Source organism: Hahella ganghwensis DSM 17046 (assembly GCF_000376785.1).
GTDB lineage: Bacteria > Pseudomonadota > Gammaproteobacteria > Pseudomonadales > Oleiphilaceae > Hahella > Hahella ganghwensis.
Window position 1 is genome coordinate 37,873 of the sequence record NZ_AQXX01000127.1, and the last position, 21,534, is coordinate 59,406.

The 21,534-nt window shown below is 49.9% G+C and carries 16 protein-coding genes; 12 read left to right on the plus strand and 4 right to left on the minus strand.

Features of this window, described 5'->3' with window-relative positions:
- Positions 1-9: 9 nt before the first annotated feature.
- The gene (locus F566_RS0119210; RefSeq protein WP_020408651.1) at positions 10-522 is read left to right on the plus strand and encodes a GNAT family N-acetyltransferase; all 513 of its coding nucleotides are present in this window, start codon (positions 10-12) and stop codon (positions 520-522) included.
- 50 nt (positions 523-572) lie between these two features.
- Here F566_RS0119210 and F566_RS0119215 read toward each other — a convergent pair whose 3' ends face one another.
- Positions 573-1,055, minus strand: a complete 483-nt coding sequence (locus tag F566_RS0119215; protein WP_020408652.1) for a hypothetical protein — start codon at positions 1,053-1,055, stop codon at positions 573-575.
- Between the two features lie 441 nt (positions 1,056-1,496).
- Between F566_RS0119215 and F566_RS36960 the strand changes: the two genes are divergently transcribed.
- The 8 genes from F566_RS36960 to F566_RS35655 all read left to right on the plus strand — a co-directional run bounded on the left by F566_RS36960 (position 1,497) and on the right by F566_RS35655 (position 15,593).
- A complete protein-coding gene (locus F566_RS36960; RefSeq protein ID WP_083921130.1) occupies positions 1,497-1,868 on the plus strand; it encodes a hypothetical protein in 372 nt (123 codons plus the stop codon).
- Positions 1,869-2,066: 198 nt separating this feature from the next.
- Complete coding sequence (locus F566_RS0119230) at positions 2,067-2,351, plus strand: DUF6916 family protein (protein ID WP_020408655.1); 285 nt, start codon at positions 2,067-2,069, stop codon at positions 2,349-2,351.
- 173 nt (positions 2,352-2,524) lie between these two features.
- Complete coding sequence (locus F566_RS0119235) at positions 2,525-3,061, plus strand: phage tail protein (RefSeq protein ID WP_020408656.1); 537 nt, start codon at positions 2,525-2,527, stop codon at positions 3,059-3,061.
- 10 nt (positions 3,062-3,071) lie between these two features.
- Positions 3,072-3,599, plus strand: a complete 528-nt coding sequence (locus F566_RS0119240) for a phage tail protein (RefSeq protein WP_020408657.1) — start codon at positions 3,072-3,074, stop codon at positions 3,597-3,599.
- Positions 3,600-3,609: 10 nt separating this feature from the next.
- Positions 3,610-4,146, plus strand: coding sequence for a phage tail protein (locus tag F566_RS0119245; protein ID WP_020408658.1), 537 nt, complete (start codon positions 3,610-3,612; stop codon positions 4,144-4,146).
- Between the two features lie 148 nt (positions 4,147-4,294).
- Entirely contained in the window at positions 4,295-5,533 is a 1,239-nt protein-coding gene (locus F566_RS0119250; RefSeq protein ID WP_157496913.1) for a S8 family peptidase, read from the plus strand.
- 68 nt (positions 5,534-5,601) lie between these two features.
- The gene (locus tag F566_RS33460; protein ID WP_020408660.1) at positions 5,602-6,708 is read left to right on the plus strand and encodes a TIGR03032 family protein; all 1,107 of its coding nucleotides are present in this window, start codon (positions 5,602-5,604) and stop codon (positions 6,706-6,708) included.
- A 176-nt stretch (positions 6,709-6,884) separates the two neighbouring features.
- Positions 6,885-15,593, plus strand: a complete 8,709-nt coding sequence (locus F566_RS35655) for a tandem-95 repeat protein (protein WP_020408661.1) — start codon at positions 6,885-6,887, stop codon at positions 15,591-15,593.
- A gap of 48 nt (positions 15,594-15,641) precedes the next feature.
- Here F566_RS35655 and F566_RS0119265 read toward each other — a convergent pair whose 3' ends face one another.
- Complete coding sequence (locus F566_RS0119265) at positions 15,642-16,061, minus strand: OsmC family protein (protein ID WP_020408662.1); 420 nt, start codon at positions 16,059-16,061, stop codon at positions 15,642-15,644.
- A 365-nt stretch (positions 16,062-16,426) separates the two neighbouring features.
- Here F566_RS0119265 and crp point away from each other — a divergent pair, with 365 nt between their 5' ends.
- A complete protein-coding gene (gene crp, locus F566_RS0119270; RefSeq protein WP_020408663.1) occupies positions 16,427-17,074 on the plus strand; it encodes a cAMP-activated global transcriptional regulator CRP in 648 nt (215 codons plus the stop codon).
- 233 nt (positions 17,075-17,307) lie between these two features.
- Entirely contained in the window at positions 17,308-18,087 is a 780-nt protein-coding gene (locus F566_RS33470; protein WP_020408665.1) for a tetratricopeptide repeat protein, read from the plus strand.
- A 155-nt stretch (positions 18,088-18,242) separates the two neighbouring features.
- Here F566_RS33470 and F566_RS0119280 read toward each other — a convergent pair whose 3' ends face one another.
- Positions 18,243-19,061, minus strand: a complete 819-nt coding sequence (locus F566_RS0119280; RefSeq protein WP_020408666.1) for a hypothetical protein — start codon at positions 19,059-19,061, stop codon at positions 18,243-18,245.
- Positions 19,062-19,305: 244 nt separating this feature from the next.
- Here F566_RS0119280 and F566_RS0119285 point away from each other — a divergent pair, with 244 nt between their 5' ends.
- Positions 19,306-19,719 carry a DUF3830 family protein gene (locus tag F566_RS0119285; RefSeq protein ID WP_020408667.1) on the plus strand — a complete coding sequence of 138 codons (414 nt, stop codon included), beginning with the start codon at positions 19,306-19,308 and terminating at the stop codon, positions 19,717-19,719.
- Positions 19,720-19,759: 40 nt separating this feature from the next.
- On the opposite strand, the gene F566_RS0119290 is transcribed toward F566_RS0119285, so the two are convergent.
- Positions 19,760-21,532, minus strand: a complete 1,773-nt coding sequence (locus tag F566_RS0119290) for a hypothetical protein (protein ID WP_020408668.1) — start codon at positions 21,530-21,532, stop codon at positions 19,760-19,762.
- Positions 21,533-21,534: the final 2 nt, after the last annotated feature.

A 21,534-nucleotide genomic window follows, 5' to 3' on the forward strand; every position in this document is an offset into this window, starting at 1 on the left:
ATGAGAATCATGGCAATGAACGGATTGGACCTTGGGCAGGGACTCAATATTCGTCCCTCAAACCCGACAGACCAACCTTTTTTAGAACAGCTTCATGATACTACCCGAGCAGATCTGAAACTGATTGATGGAGAAAAGGACTTTGTTGACTCCATTATTCAGATGCAGTTTCGGGCACAAACTGAGGGATATGGAAGCCAGTTTCCCAATGCGATGTATTTTGTGATCGAAAAGCAGCAGGAGCGGATTGGCAAGATCACCATTGATTTCGGGCCGAATGAAGTGAGATTGATTGATATCGCCTTTATTCCTGAAGCCAGGGGAAAAGGTTACGGGGAGGAAGTGCTCCGCTCACTACAAAAGGCCGCCTCGGATGTGGGAACGCCACTTACTTTAACCGTACAGGCATCCAATATCGGAGCGAAGAGTCTTTATGTTCGCCTGGGATTTGTTGTTGAGAGCGCAATGCCTCCCTATGAGTCTATGGTTTGGTATCCGCCCTCCCAAAAAATCATTATTTAGCTGTTAGTACAGGTACAGGTTTTGTTGATGCTGGTGTTATTGATGCAGGGTCAGGTCCGCACCCACTGCAGCATTTTGGGAAAACCGTCAGACTCATCCGGATTGTTGGTCAGTCCCCAGTAAACCAACATTGGGTAACCAAAGTAGTTATGGCTCTCAAAGGCCTCGATGTAGTTTTGTGAGCCTCCTTTGTAACCTTCCGGGTGAAAAAGAATGTCAGCCGGTAGCGCCATGTTTTTCAGTGCGGCCCAGGACCAGGCAATCGCCGCCATTTCCTCGGCGGGACCATGTCCGCATCGATGTACATCACCTGTCAGCAAGGGCCTTTTGTCTGGTGGCGTGACAGCAATATGACCGGCCTCATGGAGCATGTCGCCCGGGTAGGTGAGTCTGTCTACGTCAATCACCAATTTGCCTTGTTCAATATAAAGGCCGGGGAGGAAGGTTGGGATTTCCAATTGAGAGAATCGGGTATTGATGCCGACGGAGTTGAGAAAACCCGTAATCTGGCTGGCGGTATCTGATATGGACATATGAAGCATCCCTGTCATCGTGAATAAATTCAACCGTATTCATATGAATATATTAACCATAGCTCAGATCCTGGTATTAAGCGTCTGCAGCCGGGATTTCTAATGTGATGGTTGCGGTATGCGTAACCTTAAATGGCTGTTTGTTCTGACATTCGGGTAAGTGGTGTAAAAAATCAGATTTAAGCAACCTTTCTAAATAAACCACGGGAGGGGGAATGCTGATTAGTGAATTAAGGAAAATATTGTTTATTCATATTCCCAGAACAGGGGGGGACCAGCCTGAGGCAAGCATTTATTTCCGGTATTCCCGATGTCCAGGAACGCTGTTTCCAACACAGCGGAGTCCACACGGAGGGTAGTGAATTCTTCGATGCCTATGCAGGATTCCAGATCCTGACCATTGTTCGTAATCCCTGGGAGAGAATTTACTCTTGGTACAAATTGCTCCGGCATTATTCTCGAAAGCCGGATGAGTTCTACTCTTTTCACGATTTTGTTTTCTCTTTTGAGGAGTATTTCGGCGGTTGCCATCCCGCTGATCGTTTCCGCTTTAATCAGTTGGACTACATTACTTACCCGTCGGGTTTGATGGTTGCCACCAGGGTTTTAAGGTTTGAACATTATGCGGATGACATCTCAGAACTGTTTTCAGAGCTTAACCTCAGAACGGATGATTTTCCGGTTTTAAATCAGGTTCCGGCAAATGACTTCGAGCAGGTGTATACCCCTGAGCTGGTTGAAAAAATTGGAGTACTTGCTGAACGGGATATTGAGTATTTTGGCTACCAGTTTTCCACTGAAATCGCGCCTTGATGCTCAAAGGTCTATCACCTGGCAATGATTTGTTGAATATGCCCAAAAATATTTGCTCTGTATAAAAACTGTACTAGCTTTAAAGTTACCAGATGTAGGAAGGGTGGTGTTGGAACTCCAGGTAGTGGAGTTTGGTTGTTAAGTATCTTCCTGGTATACCCCAATGCTTGAATACAGCCGATTATTAAGGGAAGGGTTATGGAAAACTTTAATAAAAGCCTCCTTTCGGAAATCGTGGATCAAAAAGTCAAACTGCAAATCCCCGAAGGTTCTGACGTCGAACTTACCGTCTCCAAAGTGGGCGCTTGTGCCCTTGATGGTGATGAATGGGAATCTTTCTATGTTTATCTCAAAGGAGATGAGTCATTTCACCTGCCACAAGGCACTTACCCGATCACTCATGAGGCTTTTGGTACCCAGGACCTCTTTCTTTCTCCAAAAAGCCCGACTGAATACGAAATTATTGTGAACCGCAAGCGCTGAGATCTGTTCTGTTTGCCACAGTGACTCCCGTGGCAAGGGGAGTCTGTGACGGACCAGGTTTTTTTAGGAGTTGAGATGGAAGTCCCTGCCTTCATTGTATCCCGGTACAACTGTTCCGAAACTTGAATACATTTGGGCAGACCAACCCCCAAGAGAAAAGTAAGGAGAGGACTATGGCTGAACCGTATATAAGTGAAATAAAAATCTTTGGTTTTGGATGGCCTCCGCTGAAGTGGGCTTTGTGCGATGGTCAGTTATTGCCGATTAGTCAGAACACGGCCCTGTATTCATTGGTGGGTACAGCCTATGGCGGAGATGGGCGTGCGAACTTCGGTATACCGGAGCTCAGGGGGCGAACCCCCGTACATCAAGGAAGCCTGGGAAATTATCAGTATGCCAGGGGAAACATGGGAGGGGCTGAAACAGTGACACTGAGACTGAATCAATTGGCCGCCCATACCCACACAGTCTCAGCGGCACTGGACAATGGTGAGTTTAACCCGGGCTATGAAGGTGCGTACTTTGCCACTTGTATTGACGGTAAAACTGATCAGCCGGCTTCGGTATACAGAAGTGCCACCAATCTGGCGCAGCTCAACCCTAGCATTGTGTCCAGTATCGGGGGAGGTCAGGCTCATGAGAACAGGCAGCCGTCTTTGGTAATGTCATTCTGTATCGCACTTGAAGGTGTGTACCCCAGCAGGAATTAAGGAGATCATCATGGCGGAATCTTTTATCGGCGAAATCAGAATGTTTGGAGGTAACTTTGCTCCATTACACTGGGGATTCTGTAATGGACAATTAATTGCCGTTACCCAAAACTCAGCCCTCTTTTCATTGATTGGGGCAGCCTACGGCGGTGATGGCCGGTCCAGCTTTGGCATACCTGATATGCGGGGAAGAATACCCGTACATCATGGTACAGGTCCTGGACTTACGCCGCTGAATGTCGGGAATAAATATGGCGTGGAAGAGGTGACGCTGACAACCAGTCAGATACCTTCGCATTCTCATCCACTTCAGGCCAGTAAAGACAGTGCTTCTTCCGATTCTCCTACCGGGATGGTTCTGGGAAGTCTGGTATCTCCTGATGCGATATACACCATGACCTCAAGTACTTCTACCGGGGTCATGAATGAAAATAGTGTGCTGAATGCAGGTGGTACGCAGTCCCACTCGAATATGATGGGGTATCAATGCGTGAGCTTTATTATTTCATTGGCCGGGTCATACCCTTCAAGGAACTAAGGAGTCAGATATGTCTGAACCATTCATTGCTGAAATTCGAATGTTCGGTAACAATTTCCCACCGGCAGAATGGAGTTACTGTAGCGGCCAGTTAATGGCAATATCTCAAAACACCGCGCTGTTCTCGTTAGTTGGCACTATATATGGTGGAGACGGGAGGACCTCATTTGGCGTGCCCAATCTTCAGGGACGTGCCCCGATGCATTGGGGAACTGCCCCCGGATTGACCCCTCGGCCAATAGGGCAGCGGGCAGGGAGCCCGGATGTTACCTTGGTGGAGTCAGAAATTCCGGCCCATACCCATACGGTCACTGGCCTGACGGCAAAAGGGGATATTGAAGTAGCCCAAAATAACGCCTATCTCGCGGTTGATGTAAATGCCGGCTACCGGCTGCGTTTTGTTAATGCTAATCCAACCCAGATGACCAGCATGAGTCCATCGATGTTAACCGTTGCCGGACAGAGTTATGAGCATCAAAATCAGCAGCCTTACACTGTCGTGAGTTTTTGTATCGCTTTAACTGGTATATATCCGAGCCGTAATTGAACATGGAGACTCGTCACACCAGAGCTCGCGTGTGCAGGCTCTGGTGTGTTGGCATTATGGGTGAATTCAAAGGCCTTCGTTGTCCCGAATATCCATGAGAGTGGCGGCTATCGTTATTAGTCTCCTGGTTTTATGGGCCGGTGAGGTGATGGGTGAGACATTTACCAACTTTGGGCAGGCGGTTCAATTGCAACCAGCTGTCATGGAAGCCAGTGCCAATAACTCTGGCTATACCTATTATAAAACTGAATCTGGTGTCACTCTTGCTGTAACCAATCGTGTCCTGGTCAAGACACTCAATCCCGACAGCCAGAACTCTCTGTATATTCTTGAGAATGTGGCACGCGGTGAGGTGCTTGCGAGCTTCCCTGAATTCACCCTCATATTGCTGCATTTGCGCCAGAATAATGCTTTATCTTATTCCAGAGAGTTGCTCAAGCATAAAGAGGTGTTATACGCGCAACCGGACTTTTTGCAGGTCTCACGAAGTAGATTTGGTTTTTTGGGGAAAAGGGAATCGCAGCCTGTCTGGCCGCACTGGAAACAGTCCATCGAACTGGAGAATATTAAAATCAAGGGAGAGGGGATCAGGGTTGCGGTCATTGATGATGCCTTTGATATGAATCATCCGGCTCTTCGGCATGCTCATCTTCAGTTTAGTATTGATACAGGTACCCGTTTGGAGGATGTCGCTCCCCAGGAAGCACATGAAAAACATGGGACGATGGTGGCCGGGTTATTACTGGCACAGTGGCAGGAAAAAGAACTGAGTGGATTGGTCCCCGGCGCAGACTTTATTGCCGTGCGCAATCTCTATAATTGGACCTCCAATATTGTTCTGGCAATGTATTTGTCCTACCTGGCTAAAGCGGACGTAATCAACTGCAGCTGGGGAATGCCAATGTTATTGCAGCCTATTGCCGAGACGGTTCAAGCGATCAGCCGCCTCGGGCGGGCGGGTAAAGGAACAGCCATTGTATTTGCCGCCGGAAACAGTCAAGAACAGGTGGATCATCCGATGACATTGCAATCGATGGACGAGGTGATATCGGTTGCAGGAGTCGATTCAGATTACCGGGTCATCACCAACTTCGGTCGTACTGTGGATATTGCCGCGCCAAGCCTGCTGCCGACCATCGATCCAAGAAACTATGACAAGGTGAGTTATATTGGCGGGTCATCTTCTGCAGCGCCGGTTGTCACTGCCGTTATTGCAATGATGTACGCTGTTGCGCCGCAGTTAACAGTGGAACAGTTACGCAGTTTATTAAGGGAATCCAGTCAGGAATTACCAGCTTTTTCGGGGCGAATGCATGAATTTGGAGTCGTTAATGCAGGGAGAGCCGTGAGTTTAGCCGAATCCTGGAACCGTCAGAAACATAAATAGCACAAAGCGAAAGAGGCCTCGGAATCTGTCGCGGCCAGATACCGTTATTAAGGAGGATGTTCGAGAGCATGTCTGAAGTGGATAAAGACACGACTGAAAACTCTGGCAAAGAGTCAGAGACTGATGAGGGATTTGATTTCTCTGTCAGCTATGATGCTGCGTTGCCTGAGCTGCTGGAATACCTCAACGTTAGTTTGATATTAACGTCTTATCAGGCAGATAGACTGATCACAGTAAGAAGCCAAAATCAGGAACTGGATACTCACTTCATGAGATGTCCTCGTCCGATGGGACTGACCGTCGACAAGCATCGCCTGACACTGGGGATCTGGGCTCAGATTCTGGACTTCCGGCGCGACGATTCCGTTTGCGAAAAAGTGGATGCAAGTGGAAGCGTTGATGCCTGCTATCTGCCTCGTGCTTCCCATGTGACTGGAATGATCAATATCCATGATATTGCCTGGGGGGATGAGGGGCTATGGGCCGTCAATTCCACCTTCTCCTGTCTTTGTACGATTGATTCCAACTATAGCTTTGTGCCCCGTTGGCAGCCTGCATGGATCAGTGAACTGGTACCCGAGGATCGGTGCCATTTGAATGGTATGGCGATGAGGGATGGTAAGCCCAGATATGTGACGACCTTCAACCAGGAAGATGTCCGCTCCGCCTGGCGAAAAAACCGGGAAGGACTTGGAACCCTGATTGATATTGATACCGATGAGATATTGCAGGACGGATTAATGATGCCCCATTCGCCCCGTTATTACAGAGGTAAGATCTATGTATGTGAGTCTGGCTATGGGGCCATTTGGTGTATTGATCCGGAGTCGCGGGAAAAAACGTTATTTGCCAAGCTACAGGGGTTTACGCGAGGTATATCATTTCACGGTAGCCTGATGTTTGTAGGATTATCCAGAGTAAGAGCATCGGAAGCGAATCTCAGTCCGCCATTAGCGAGTGAGTTTGATGAAACCTTCAGTGGTGTCTGGGTGATCGATATTGATTCAGGGGAGGTGGTGACTTACTTATGTTTTGAAGGGACGGTGGGTCAGGTATACGACGTTGGGATTGTGCCGGAGGCCCGGTTTCCACAGGTTCTCGAATGGCAGGACAGTGAGATAGAGCACTTTTTCCATTTTCCCGGCAATAACTGTTTACAAAATGGTGGTGAATAATCACAGGACTCTTTGAGTCAGTGAGTCTTAACTACATTAGATAACAAATTCACAGTTGGCTGTATAGAAAATAGACATCTACACTTAGATTGTGCCTCGCTATTGGACGTCACAGTTCTGCTATTGAAGCCGAACTGGCACTGTTTTGCTTAAGATGGGGAACCGGGAGCAGAGGAATGGAGAGAGGGAGTAAGAAGGTCAACTGGGCAAAGGAGTTAGGGAAATCCCTGCCTGCTATTGCTCTGGCGGCAGTGGGTGTACAAGGCAACGCCTCGATAGGTTCTTCGCGATCGCGATTGCAGGCAAAAGCCTGGATTAACTCATCCCAGGCACATGCATCCCCTGAAAGTAGTCAAAGTGTTTTTAACGGTTTCTCAAGTCTTTCATCTCCAACCTCTATACCTGTTAATTCTGACGTTATTGATACCAGCTTGACAAAGTCAGATGATCATCCTGATTTAAAAAACTTTCTGAAGCAGTTGAAGAAAAAGAAAAAGACTCGAAACAGTCTGTTGTCAGGTGATACGGATGCTTTTCAGAGAGATATCAATCCGAACTTTATAGGCAAAACCAAAGCAAGTGGTACTTGCTCTTTCACAGGCCTATCCTCCTACTGTACCAGCGCAACCAGCCAAGTCTGTACGACGGATGCCGATTGCAACTTTGCCGGCAACAACCCTCCGACCGATATTGGGCTGGACAGTACGTCCATCAATGATTCATCTACCGGTGCCGGTGCCGTTATCGGGAACCTCAGTACAACGGACGCCGATGGCGGGGATACTCATACCTATGCGTTGGTTTCCAATGGGGCGTCAGGCAGTGGCAGTTGTGGCGCTGCAGGAGATGACGACAATGCCAGTTTCCAGGTGGATAACGCCAATGATGACCTTGAAACTGGCGGCAGTGTGTCGCCAGGAACTTACAGTGTCTGTATTCAGACGCACGATGGTACGGATTCTTATCAGGAAAGCTTCACTATCACTGTCAATGATGCGACGGCGCCGGTGTTCCAGAATTCCACTCCCTCTGTAGGGAGTATCAGCCTGACGGGGGCGACGGTATCCGTTGACTTGGATGAAGAAGGCACCGCTTACTATGTTGTTGTGGCGGATGGTGCAGGTGCTCCCAGTTCCGCTCAGGTGAAGGCCGGGCAGGACAGTGGTGGTGGTGCGCCACTCGCCAGTGGTAGTTTTGCCACAACTGCTACAACAGGAAGTGAGGCATTCTCCGGACTGTCGTCAGGGACCGCCTATGATCTTTATGCGGTAGCAGAGGATGATGAAGGAAGCCCTAATCTTCAGGCGTCAGCTACCCTGGTGAACTTCACGACAAATTCACCCGATAGCGACGGTGATTTGACCGCTTCTGGGGCGGTTACCGAGCCTGTAGGTCTGGACACCACCGTCGATACGGTTGGCGAAGCAGTTGATGTGTTTGACTTTACCTTAAGCGATGGTGGTACTGCAGACGGATTGGCGATGACGGTCAGTCAGATCGTTGTCAATGTATCGGGAACCTCTACCGACACCGAAAGGGGAAATATTACCTGGCGCTTGAATGGTAATGACGTTTCGAATGTGGCAGGGGTTTATAACGCCGGATCTGATACCATCACGTTTTCAGGCATAAGCATATCCGTTGCTGATGGCGGCAGTGAAACCTACACCGTGAATGCCTATTACAATGACAACACTGGTGTCACAGAAGATCATACGGTGATACTGAGTGTTGACGGTGATACTGATCTGACTGTTGGGGGTTCCGGTACGAGCATGGGGGCAACCTCTGCTGTGACCAACGGAACCGGCACCACTCTGGACGTGGTCACCACGACCTTGGTATTTACCACACAGCCGTCAGGCTCTACTTCCGGTTCTACGTTAAGCACACAACCTGTGGTTGCAGCACGAGATGCCTTTGGCAATACCGATGTGGACTTTACGGAAGTCGTTACACTAACTGAATCCAGTGCTGGAACGCTGAGCGGCGATGTGGATATCTTCGCAGTCAGTGGTGTGGCGACCTTTACCGACGTGACGTATACCGCCACTGCAGATCAACAGAGCTTTACACTGACAGCCAACGATGAAGATGGCACAGGTTCCAATTTGTCGACAGTCGATGCCAACTCGGTAACGTCAGATGTTGTTGCAACCAAGTTGGTTTTCTCTACTCAACCCTCTCCGTTAACCGTTAACAGTGGTCAGGCAACGGCCTTTTCTACCGTACCCGTGGTATCGGCCCAGGATGCCAATAATGTAGTGGATACCGGTTATTCCACGGATATTACTCTGGCGGAAGTGAATGGTGCCGGTTCGGCCAGCATGACTGGAACAGGCGATACTGATGGCAATGGGGCGACGGTATCAATTACACCTTCATCGGGTGTATCAACCTTTACCGGACTCAGCATTACCTATACCGCTTCTGGTGGGTCATCGGAAACTTTCAATCTGCAGGCAAGCTCCGGTGGATTGTCGACGGTAAATAGTAGCCAATTGACCGGTCTGGTTCCCGATACGGATGGTGATCTGGTAGCGGCTGGAGGGGTGTCTGAGCCTGTGACTCTGAATCTGACCGCAGACACCGTAGGTGAAGCTGTAGACTTGTTTGACTTTACGATCAGTGATGGAGGCACGGCCGATGGTTCGGCATTGACGGTTTCGTCAATTGTCGTGAACGTATCCGGAACCAGCAGTGATACTGAACGAGGCAACATCACCTGGCGTCTGAATGGCAGTGATGCTTCCAATGTCACTGGTGTTTATAACGCTGGTTCTGACACGATCACCTTCAGCGGCCTGAGCATATCAGTGGCTGATGGAGCCAGCGAGACATATACCGTTAATGGCTATTACAACACAACCAGTGGAATGACCGATGGTAATACGGTCATTCTGAGTGTAGACGGTGATACTGATCTGACGCTGGGCAGCTCTGGTACTCAGATGGGGGCAACGTCAGCGGTTACCAATGGTTCTGGGACGGTGATCAATGATGATCTGCCGCCATCCGTCAGTTCTGTTTCGTTGCCGTCCAACGCCACTTATGTTGCTGGCAATAATCTGGATTTCACTGTCAACTACGATGAGAGTGTGACGGTGAACACGGGAGGAGGAACGCCACGACTGGCCCTTACTATTGGTGCGACTACGCGTTATGCCTCCTATTTGTCCGGCAGTGGCTCCAGTGCCCTTGTGTTCCGGCATACTGTCGTTTCCGGTGATGAGGATTCCGATGGTATTAGCCTGAGTACAACGCTGGAACCGAATTCCGGTACTTTGCAGGATGCGGCAGGGAACGATGCAGGCACAGATCTCGGGGCTATCGGTAGCCTGGCTTCTGTACTGGTAGATGCTATATCGCCAACCGTTGCAGAAGTCACGCCTGTGACGACCCCTGGTAACGACTCCACGCCGGATATCACCTTCTCCACTGACGAGGCTGGAACGCTGGCCGTTGGTGGTAGTTGCGGTAGTGGTGATGAAGGAGCGGTGTCTTCAGGCAATAACACCATCACACTTACCCAGACTGACAACAGTGCGCCGTTGTCTGCGGGTACCTACTCAGACTGTACCATCACAGTCACCGATTCGGCCGGTAATGCGAGCAATGTTGTGACGGCCACATCTTTCACGATCGACCTGACGGCACCTTCCGGCCACTCTGTGTCATTTGATGACAGTGCGATCAATAATGCTGAGGCAAGCAGTATTGCCTTTACCTTCGCCAGCGCAGAAGTGGGCGCAGGATACAGTTACACCATCAGTTCCTCTGGTGGCGGTACCAATGTCACTGGCTCTGGTACCATCAGTTCCGGCAGTGACAATATCACAGGGATTGATGTCAGCGGACTGGGTGATGGTACGTTGACGTTGTCTGTCGTGCTAACAGACACTGCCGGTAATGCAGCCGTGGCTACTACTGACACGGCGACATTAGATACCACAGCGCCAAGTGGCCACAGCGTCAGCTTTGATGACAGCGCCATTGGAGATGCAGAAGCCTCCAGTCAGAGCTTTACCTTTGCTGGTGGAGAAGTCGGTGCGGACTACAGCTACACCATCAGTTCGTCTGGTGGTGGTACCAACGTGACTGGCTCAGGAACCCTTGGTACTGCAACTGACCAGATCACCGGCCTGAATCTCAGCGGACTGGGAGACGGTACCTTGACACTTTCTGTGGTGGTGACAGATACGGCTGGAAACGCGGCGACAGCGGTTACAGATACCGCCTCTCTGGATACCGCTGCCCCAACCCTGAGCAGCAGTAGTCCGACAGATGGGGCGACCACCGTACGTTTCGATGCGAATATTGTGCTGAATTTCAGTGAATCTGTCAGTGCCGGTAGTGCTGGTGACCTCGCCATTGCTGTCTACAAGGCCAGTGATGACAGTCTTGTAGAAAGTAATGACAGCGATTCGGGGCAAGTCAGTATTGTCGGCTCGCAGGTGACGGTGGCACTGGTCTCTGATCTGGATTCGTCTACGGCCTATTATGTGCAGGTCGGCGCGGATGCCATTGAAGATACTGCCGGCAATAGCTACGGTGGTATTGCAGATACTACGACTCTGAATTTTACCACCACTAATCTGCAGGCAACGGCGACGAATGATTCCGATACCACAAACGAAGACAACGCGATTGCCGTTAGTGTTCTGGATAATGATTCTGATGAAGACGGCACACTGAATGCTGCCAGTGTCACGGTCGCAAGTGGACCTTCCAACGGCAGTACCAGTGTGAATACCGGAACTGGGGTGATCACCTATACGCCGGATGCAGACTTCAATGGTTCCGACAGCTTTACCTACACCGTAGAAGACAATGACAGCCTTGCTTCCAATGCGGCAACCGTCTCGATAACAGTCAATGCGGTCAATGATGCACCGGTTGCGGTGGCTGATCTGGCCACAACAGCAGAGGACAATGCTGTTTCCATCGATGTGGCTGCAAATGATACTGATGTGGACACGGGTGATGCGGTCGACACATCGACCATCACGATTGTCACCAATGCCAGTGATGGTTCTGCCGTGGTCAATGGTGGCCAGGTAGATTACACGCCTGATGCTAACTTCAATGGGACTGATACCTTCACCTACACGATTGAGGACGGTAACAGTGCGACGTCCAATACCGCCACTGTCACCATCAATGTGACCAGCGTAAACGACCTGCCGGTGGCTTCGGATGATACCTCCTCCGTGGATGAGGATAACTCTGTCGTGATCGATGTGCTGACAAATGACAGTGATGTCGACGGCACAGTTGATGCCACCACGGTGACAGTACAGACCAATCCGAGTAACGGTGCGACCAGTGTTAACAGCACAACGGGAGATATCACCTATACACCGGATGCGGATTTCAATGGCAGTGACACCTTTACCTATACGGTGAAAGATGACGCTGATGGAACTTCCAACGCCGCCACGGTGACCGTCACGGTGAACAGTATCAATGACGCGCCGGTAGCTGCTGATGATACAGCCACTTTACTGGAAGATGTTGCACATACGATCAACGTGCTGGGTAACGACAGTGACGTCGATGGCACTTTGGATGCTTCCAGTGTTGAAGTCGTGACAGATGTCGCCAGTGGCAGTACATCCGTGAACACTGGTACAGGGGCGATTGTGTATACACCGGATGGCGACTTCAACGGCTCGGACTCGCTAACCTATCGAGTCCAGGATAATCTGGGGGCCTGGTCTGATTCGGCAACCGTCACATTGACTGTGCAGTCTGTCAATGACGACCCTCTGGCGAATGCTGACTCCTATACTCTCAATGAGGACACCCCAACGGTTCTGGACATCCTGTCCAATGACAGTGATGTGGATGGAACTCTCGATGTCAACAGTATCAGCATCGTGACAGATGTCAGTGACGGTAACCTTGTCGACAACGGTGACGGTACGCTGACTTATACACCAGATGCTAACTTCAATGGCGCAGATAGCTTTACCTATATGGTGTCGGATGATGAAGGGAGCGATTCGAATACTGTCACGGTGAGTATCACGGTGCAGGCTGTCAATGATGCGCCAACGATTAGCGGAACTCCTGCGACAACTATTGTTGAAGGGAACGCCTATAGCTTTACACCTACTCTGAATGATGTGGAAGGTGACACAATCAGCGTCAGTGCCTCTAATCTTCCAAGCTGGCTGTCTCTGAACTCCAGTACCGGGGCATTAACCGGCAACGCGACGGTGGTCGGGACTTATAGCAACATTGTGCTGACGGCGACTGACGGAAGTGCGAGTTCGTCATTAGCGGCCTTTACAATTAATGTTCAACTGGATACAGATGGCGACGGCGATGCTGATGTCGTGGATACCGACGATGACAACGACGGTATGAGTGACAGTTATGAAAATGCCAACGGCCTGAATCCTCTGGATGCCAGCGATGCCGACACGGATCTGGATGGGGATACCATCAGCAATTACCAGGAATCCCTGGATGGTACAGATCCCAATGATGAAGAGGACTATGTAGACACAACGGCACCGGTCGTGGTTGCCCCTGATGAATTGGTTCTGGATGCGGTTGCTTTGTTTACACCGGTAACTCAGCGTCAACTTCTGGATCTGCCGACAACGGCAACCACTGCCCAGGTACAGAGTGTCATGAGAGTCCTGGCCAGTGACAATGTGGATGGCAATAACTGCTGTAATACTGCTATACCGGCATTGATCAACGGTAGCGTGCTGTTACCGCCGGGTCGTAATCTGGTGACCTATCGGGCGGTCGATCAGAAAGGCAATGTGGGAACTGCGCAGCAGATCGTGAATATCCGTCCGCTGGTATCCGTCAATAAAGACGAGATCAGTGTGGAAGGTGCTACTGTCCTGTTCAAAGTGATTCTGAATGGGCAGTCTCCGTTCTACCCATTAACAGTGCCATACATTATTGACAGTGGCAGTACGACTGATAGCAACGACCATGATCTGGTCAACGGTACAGTAACCTTCACCAAACCGGGAACAATCGGGCAGACAGAGGCCAGTATCAGTATCAATCTGATTAATGACGGTGTTGCTGAATCCGATGAGGTGCTGATCGTTCGACTGGATGACCGTACGACCAATGCTCAGGATCTGGCCAATGGTTACGATGCTTCGAACCCCAACATTTATGATGTGAACAGTGGCGTGAAAACGTTCCACAGGATCACTATTGTTGAACGGAATGTCGCTCCTGAAGCAACACTGCAACTTACGCAGAGTGGGACAGGGACTATCCAGGTGACTCGTGGCGGTGGCTCAGTGAGGATCAGAGCATCGGTCGTTGATCCAAATCCTGGTGACAGCCATCGCTATAACTGGTCAGCCAGTGACAGTGTGTTGGTGGATACTGACGGTAATCTGAGTAACAGAGATCTCGTTTTCGATCCCAGTGGTTTAAGTGATGGTCGTTACATGGGGCAGGTAACCGTCACTGACAGTGCTGGAGACACTGATACTACGCGCCTGTTTTTCCGGGTAGTGAGTCAGCTACCAGTATTGAACGCTGGTGATGATACTGATGGCGATGGTGTTAATGATGTTGATGAAGGTACGGCGGATGGCGACGATGATGGTATTCCAGATTATCTGGACAACATCACGGCCACTAACGTCATACCTGAGGTGGCCTCGGAAACGTCATCCTATCTCGTTGAATGTGATCCAGGTGTACGTTGCCGTCTTGGTCAGTTCGCTCTGGTTGGGAACAGTGGGGGAGTTCGTTTGGATGATGACGATATTGAAGAGCAGGAGGATCTGATCTCAGACCGGCTGTTTGAAAATGTCGGAGGACTGTTCGACTTTGAAATTCACGACCTGCCTACACTGGGACAAAGTGTCAGTATCGTACTGCCGCAACAGGCAGCGATCCCGGCCAGTGGCATATACAGGAAATTCCAGAATGGAGAATGGATGAACTTTGTGACGGATGAAAACAATACCCTGTCTTCTGCCCCCGGCAATCCCGGATACTGCCCACCGCCAGGTGATGATAGTTGGGAAGATGGATTGGTTGAAGGATACTATTGTGTGCAACTGACCATTGAGGATGGTGGACCCAATGATGCTGATGGTCTGGTGAACGGCAGTGTGGAGGATCCCGGAGGGATCGGCGTGGATTCACGGACTGACAGTACCGTCAATACCCGAGGTGGCGGTGGTGGAGCTATTCACTGGTTGATGCTCTTCGCGATGTTCGTGGTATTGGGCGCTCTCAACCGGACCAAGCTGCGTCATGGCGCGACATTATCTTTATTGGCCCTGGCGCTATTATTACCGGCGCCGCAGAGTCTGGCCGAATTGGATGAAGAAAAGAAATATTATCTGGAGCTGGGCGCATACTACGCCAAAGGGTCTCAGGACTCCGGCAGTTTTACCAATGGTCTGGAGTCGTCAGATATCGACGTTTCTCTCAACACCTATGACGTCTCGCGAACTGCGGTGCAGGGGGTGGTCGGATATCGATATTACAAAAACATGGCTGTGGAGATTGGATATCTCGACTTGAGGGATGTTGATGTTGATCTTGATGTCGTGAGCCCGAGCGACGAAGAGTTATCCCAGGCTCTGGAGAATCATTATCCGGTGACCGGCAGTGGATTGACGTTGGCCAACCGCATAATGTGGGCTACGGAGGCTGGTGTCACGCTGTCGGGAGAGGTCGGGCTCTTTTTCTGGAGTGGCGATATTCAACTGGGCGGGGTTGATATCAATCCTGATCTGGATGGTGGGGCTGATCCTCTGCTTGGACTGGGAGCGGGGTATCACGTCACGCCTGAAGTTGAAGTCGTTGTCAGAGTTAAGCGACTCTTCCTTGACCACCAAAAGGTTGATCTTTTGGGGGTTGGCGGCGTCTTCTGGTTCTAGCACCCTGGCCCAGGGCAAGATAAGTGAGTCTTGCCCTGGCTTCCTTTATCAGACCGCCCGAACCTCAAAGTCATGAGTGATTTCCACACCACCTTTTTCCAGCATGATTGATGCTGAACAGTATTTTTCCGCTGACAGAGAGACTGCTCTCTTCACGGCAGCTTCTTTCAAATCGTTGCCGGTAACCACAAAATGAATGTGAATTTTAGTAAAAACGCTGGGAACTGAATCGGCACGTTCAGCCGTGATTTCGGCCACGCAATCAGTCACGTCCGCTTTGGTCTTTTTCAGGATCATCATTACGTCGAATGACGTGCAACCGCCCAGCCCAAGCAGCAGCATCTCCATTGGGCGGGGACCCTGGTTATCACCTCCGTGATCGGGTGGGCCATCCATCACAACTTCGTGACCGGAGCCTGTTTTTCCGACAAATTTGGCGTTACCGCCCCAGGTAATACTTGCCTGCATGTGCGTGTATCCGTAAATTCCATTATTGAAAGGTAAGGCAGATTATCACATCTGCCTGATCGGGGAAACGCTTTACATGGTGCCAGAGGATCCTCAGGCGCCGCTGGCGCTGTGTAATGTGGAAAAGCAATAATAGGCTATACTTTAAGTGTTTAGCCGAGGCACCCGGCGGGGCATAAAACCATATCGCCCCTCACTTCGGGTGCCTTAGTCGGTTCTGCATACTTGCTTAAACAGTCCTTTCCTGTTTAATTAAGGCATATCGATGGATATAACAATAGGCTTCCCGATTTCGGCGAGATATTAAGGGAGTGCATTTCTCCTTGGAGTATTTCAAAGCGATAGTAAGTGAATGGGACAAAAACATGGTCACGATAGTGAAACCGGTCGAGCACAAGACAAAGCACCTGGATTATTTCCTTTCTCAGTGCCACCGTCGTCGCTATCCCAGCAAAAGCACGATCATCTATGCTGGCGATAAGAGCGACTCTCTTTTTTATATAGTTAAAGGTTCCGTCACCGTTATTATTGAAGATGATGACGGTCGTGAAATGATTATGGCCTACCTGAATGCCGGAGATTTTTTCGGTGAAATGGGGCTGTTTGATACGGACCAAATGGGATCAAGGAGTGCGTGGGTCAAAGCTAAAACAGAATGTGAGGTGGCTGAGATCAGCTATACCAAGTTCCGTGAAATTGCCCAGGAGGACCCCAGAGTTTTATATTTCATAGGCGAGCAAATGGCCTCGCGTCTGCGCCAAACTACAAGGAAAGTTGGCGATTTGGCGTTTCTGGATGTGACTGGGCGTGTCGCACGCACGTTGTTGGATTTATGCAAAGAGCCCGATGCGATGACACATCCTGATGGCATGCAGATTAAGATCACCCGCCAGGAAATAGGCCGTATTGTCGGCTGTTCCCGGGAAATGGTCGGCCGCGTATTGAAAGCGCTGGAGGATCAGGGGCTGGTGCAGGTGAAGGGGAAAACCATGGTGGTATACGGTACCCGCTGATATTTTCGGGCAACGCATGTAAAAAACGGGATCATTTGATCCCGTTTTTTATTTCATTGTGGTACAGATCACAGGTTGGTGCTGAAAGACCAAATGCGCTTGAGAAGGGGCATTCACTTTGTTAGTTTTCTATGATCAATAAACCCGGAAGCTGCAATATTCTCGATCGCAATCAGTTGCAGATATTTGCAGATCCTGGGGCAGGCTCGTTTCGACAGGATTAGATAATAATTATGAGATTCTCCCTTAAATCCCTCAGTGCACTGATTTTTGCCATGGCGCTCAGCTGTCAATTGCATGCTGCGACCATGAAGGATGTCATGGAAGCGGTTAAAGCCAAAGATTTTGAGAAAGCATTTGAATCACTGACGGTGCTTTCCAATCAGGGGCACCCGGATGCGAATTTCCTGCTGGGTTTAATGTACGAGCGTGGAACCGCAACGGAGCCTGATTCCAAGAAAGCCTATGAATTGTTCCTGAAGGCCGCTGAGATGGGCCATCCCAATGCCCAGGTCGCCTTGGCGGGTATGCTGAAAGATGGCCGTGGTGTCGAGGCGAACTTGGAAGAGAGTGTGAAGTGGCTGCAGAAAGCAGCGGCTTCAGGAAGCTCCAATGCCAAATATAACCTTGGCCTCAGATATGCCAAAGGGGAAGGTGTCGAGAAAGATATCGATAAAGCTGTGAAACTCTATGATGAGGCGGCTGAGCAGAACAACATGTACGGCCAGTTTAACCTGGCATATGCCTACGCGACCGGTGAGGGTGTTGAGACCAACATGGTCGAGGCAATGAAGTGGGCCATATTGAGTGCTGCGAGTGGTTTTGACCGTGCCAAACTGTTTGTCTCTTTCCTCAACGGTAAGATCGAACAAGCTGAACTGGATGAGGCTAAAGACAAAGCCCAGACCTGGAGAAAAGACAAAGGCCTGTCTGAATTGATTAACTTACCAGAAGTGGTCACCAGGAAATCTGAGGATGACGCTTCCGCTAAAACGACGGCAGCGAGTCAGTGAATCCCAGAGGAAGTAACGAAGTTCAAAGGAAAATATCGGGTTCCATAGAAAAGTATCGGGGTCCATAGAAAAGTACCAGAGCCTGTATGGCGGAAAGCAGAAAAAGGGGCAATATCCCCTTTTTTAATATGCTGGATTGTGCAGGGATTGGCCCTTTAACCCGACACTCGTTGTATGAGTGTCATTCCGGGATGAGGGACAGACTTCTTCACACATGGAGTATCGCCTGCGTGATTCTCTATAGAGCCTTTGTTATCAAGCCTTGAATTCAGGCTTTTATCTCTCAGCCGCCGCTCAAGCCTTCGTTTTCTGTCATCTACAGCCAACTGGTCGATGGCCAGGAGACCGAGCTGGTCATCAAAGGCTTCATAGGTCGTAATGGTTTCATAGGCAGCCTCCCAGTCACCCATTTTCTCCAGAAGCCAGGACAGTTCATTCACGGGGAACTGCACTCTTCTCCAATAACTTGCCAGTGGTGATTCGAAGTGCAGGTCGTAGATATCCTTGACAGCATCCTCGTACATTGCCAATGCTTGCTGGGGGTCGTTCTCCGCAATGTAACTCGCCTCTTCCACTTTGAGGGCAATATCATTGTTGCGCTGAATAATGGGATTGATTTTGCTCCAGTTCAGCTCTCCCGGCTCTATACAAATCCTGAGAACCTGGGGATCGTCAGATTTACGCTGAAATAGAGGACGGTAGGATCTGTTCATCGTACTGGCAATGAGTTCGGTTCCTGTATGAAGGTAGCGTGCCAGCAAATTATGATTGATCCTCGCCACTGGCTCAGAGTCGTCATCAAGGAATACATCGATATCGTCAGATGGTTGTCGTCCGACCTGATGGCACCTGAATCGCACGTTCTGGTGCTTACGCCAGGTAATGTGCTCATCCGGCACTGTCAGTGAGAGGTAGATATGGTCCCTGATTCTGAGAGGGTCTTTGGTCTTTGAGTAGTTTCCTGGTGTTTCCATGGGCATCCCGGATACTTTATTGCTTTCTATTATTGTTATTGTCTTGTTCTTTGAAGTTCTTATTTTTTTGATCATACAATGATCTGAATGATTGTCGAAGGTTTTTTTGCCTAACCCTTTCATTTAAAACAGGAAGAAGCAAAAAAGAGGGCGTTGGATATAAATTGAGCCGGTCGCCATCCGGGTGCTTAATAAAATCGTTAATCTGTTATCGGTTAGAGGCCGGTAATATTGGAGAAAGTGTATGTCGCAAAGAATAAAAATCAGTTCCGGTGGTTATACTTTTATTGCGGAAACGCATCCGGATGCGCCTCAAACGGTTGCAGCATTCCTCAAACTGCTACCATATCAGCAGAAGCTTATTCATGTCCGCTGGAGCGGGGAGGGATGCTGGATTCCGCTGGGGGATTATGAATTGGGGGTGGGGTTTGAAAACCATACCAGTCATCCATCCCGTGGAGACATTCTGTTTTATCCCGGTGGTTACAGTGAAACGGAGATTATTCTGGCCTATGGCAGCTGTTGCTTTGCCAGCAAGATGGGGCAGTTGGCAGGCAATCACTTCTTAACCATTGTCGAGGGAATGGAAAACCTGCATGCCCTGGGAGTCAAAACCCTATGGGAAGGGGCTCAGCCTATCCTGTTTGAACTGGATTAAGCCAATGTTGTCATTGATTGATATCCATGACAAAGCTGTATCAGGGGGTGAACTCGATTCGGGGCAGACTGAAGGTGAGCTTTCCCCTGGCCAGTTGTCTGATCTGAAGACTCTCTGCGCCTGTTACAAGGTTCGGGGTTTCGACCTGAAACGATTGCTGCTCGTCGGGCTGTAGTGTCAGCGGTGTGTTATTGGCGAGCATGACGAACAGAGGTGTGTTGGGTTCAGGATGGAAGTTGCTGGTCAGCCATTGGGTGATCGGGAACAGGGACGGCATGGTGATAATTGCCTTCGCCGGTGACAGTAGACTGCCTTTCCTGATCTCTGTTGCATTACCAGGCTGGCAGAGCCAGACGCCTTCTCCTTTGGGAGCTGACAGTTTGAGCCAGTACGGAATACTATCCAGCCGCTTGGATTCGAACTTCAGGGTGACCCATTGTTGCCTGCCATTTTTTGTGACGCTGGCTTTTGTATCGATAAGTGGTTTTCCTGTGGGAGTGTTATTCCCATCAACCAGACTGGCGACCAATTCGATCTCTGATGTGTGGAGGCTGACCAGAATGGCGATGGCGCCGAAGAATCCCGCCTCTCCGGGTATGAGCTTGGCAGCAAACCAGTTATTCTGATTGAGTATCAGGCCGGTATTATTGCTTTGCTGGTCAAGGGATTGGGGATCATTCAGATTTCCCTGATTACTGACATCAATTCTGAAGCTGGCATGAGTAATGTCCCCTTCAGGTAGCCTGATGGGTAAACGCTGAGGGGCGGCGGTTCCGGAAACGAAGTCCAGGACGACTTTATCAGTGTCTTGTTCAAAGCGGTCTACAACATAATGGAATGGCAGCGCCAAGTTTGTCAGTCTCCAGATGCAGGGGCTGTCTGATTCCAGAATGATCGGTACCCACAGAATCTCTTCATCAACGGATAGCTCAGAAAACGCCTGGGATATTTTCGGTACTACCTGCTGACTCAGAATCTTACCAAGGCCGCAGTCAGTGTTTCCTCTGAGCTCTCCGGCTTGTTGCCATACGGTGTCGAAGACAGGAGGAGGTTCGTCCTCTGGCGGGCTGAGATCGGCCAACAGACTGGCTGGAACGAGAACTCTCGGGGTGGTGGGATAGCTGTTAATGGTCACGGTTTCAAAACCATGAAAGCTCATTTGTGCGGCAGTAGCCTCCTGGATACTGATAGCTTCATGTCCATGTTCATCGACGGTGATTTCCAAAACATCGCCGTTTTCCAGGTGGATGGTTGTGGGAGCATTTGCCCCCCGGTGTGCTGCGGCTTTTCTCCCGGATTCTGTTTTCGCATGTGCCCGCCCTTTCGCTTTTTTGGGAATCGCGGCTTTGCTGGCAGGCGAAAAGCTCATGGCGAAATGATGACTTTGAAATTCCGGGCCGATCGGGTCGCCTGCAAACCCACTGACAGTGGCTTCTTCTGCTATTGCCTCTCCGTCGATTCGATAGAAACCGACTATAGCCGATTGTGATGTGGTGACCTCACGGATGTGCCAGGGGCGATTGAACTGAACAATGACTTTATTGTCCTGGTAGGTCCAGGGTGCCTGTAAATAACTGGAGCTAAAACCTGTGTTGATCCGGTTGGAGGAGAATTGAGCAGAGAACTTTGGTTCATGCAGAACAATACCGTTGGCCTGTGGATGCCTTGGCACGGCCAGATAGAGTATCTGCCGGTAAGCGATGCCGGTATCCAGAGTGACCTTGGAGTTCACTACCACTGTTTCACCAGCAGAGACTTCCTGTGCGGCGGAAAGAGTTTTGGATCGATATAGTTTGATTGCTGAAAGGGTCATCT